The 1385-nt window shown below is 46.6% G+C and carries 1 rRNA gene; it reads left to right on the top strand.

The annotated features are described in order from the left end of the window. Positions 1-220: 220 nt before the first annotated feature. Positions 221-1385 (top strand): 23S ribosomal RNA (locus BKK52_RS13185); the annotation flags it as partial.

The raw sequence follows: 1385 nt of genomic DNA, 5'->3' as shown, positions 1-1385 counted from the left end.
ATCTTATTGTTCTTTAAAAACACGGAAACAAGCTGAAAACTGAAGAGACTTTCAAGTCGGGCGTAAAACGACCGATAAGAAAAAGTCTGAGTAAGAAGAAAAATCTTGATTGAACAAAAGCAATCAAGTGTTTAGTTGACGAAAAATCGGCTTCAAATTGACCGCACTTTTCCTGATAGTGTGATATCGAGGGAAAGGACGAGAACTTTTGAGGTTGTATAGTTAAGTGACTAAGCGTACAAGGTGGATGCCTTGGCAATCAGAGGCGAAGAAGGACGTGCTAATCTGCGAAAAGCTTGGATGAGTTGATAAGAAGCGTTTAATCCAAGATATCCGAATGGGGAAACCCGATAGATGAAGAATCTATCATTTCATTATGAATCCATAGTAATGAAAGGCAAACCGGGAGAACTGAAACATCTAAGTACCCCGAGGAAAAGAAATCAACCGAGATTCCGTGAGTAGCGGCGAGCGAAAGCGGAGGAGCCATCAAATATTATCTCATCAATTAAGAGAATCAACTGGGAAGTTGAATCATAGAGGGTGATAATCCCGTATCTGAAAATTGTTGGGAAGGACTAAGTTTGAGAGAAGTAGGGCGGGACACGTGATATCCTGTCTGAAGATGGGGGGACCATCCTCCAAGGCTAAATACTCCTGATTGACCGATAGTGAACCAGTACTGTGAAGGAAAGGCGAAAAGAACCCCGGTGAGGGGAGTGAAAGAGAACCTGAAACCTTGTACGTACAAGCAGTGGGAGCCGTAAGGTGACTGCGTACCTTTTGTATAATGGGTCAGCGACTTATATTTTGTAGCGAGGTTAACCGCATAGGGGAGCCGAAGGGAAACCGAGTCTTAACTGGGCGAATAGTTGCAAGGTATAGACCCGAAACCCGGTGATCTAGCCATGGGCAGGTTGAAGGTTGGGTAACACTAACTGGAGGACCGAACCGACTAATGTTGAAAAATTAGCGGATGACTTGTGGCTGGGGGTGAAAGGCCAATCAAACCGGGAGATAGCTGGTTCTCCCCGAAATCTATTTAGGTAGAGCCTTGAGCGGACACCTTTGGGGGTAGAGCACTGTTTCGGCTAGGGGGCCATCCCGGCTTACCAACCCGATGCAAACTCCGAATACCAAAGAGTGATACTCAGGAGACACACGGCGGGTGCTAACGTCCGTCGTGGAGAGGGAAACAACCCAGACCGCCAGCTAAGGTCCCAAAGTTTATATTAAGTGGGAAACGAAGTGGGAAGGCTTAGACAGCTAGGATGTTGGCTTAGAAGCAGCCATCATTTAAAGAAAGCGTAATAGCTCACTAGTCGAGTCGGCCTGCGCGGAAGATGTAACGGGGCTCAAATATAGCACCGAAGCTGCGGCATCAG

Source organism: Rodentibacter trehalosifermentans (assembly GCF_002000545.1).
GTDB lineage: Bacteria > Pseudomonadota > Gammaproteobacteria > Enterobacterales > Pasteurellaceae > Rodentibacter > Rodentibacter trehalosifermentans.
The sequence above is the reverse complement of the archived record's forward strand: the minus strand, read 5'-3'. Positions and strand labels throughout refer to the sequence as shown.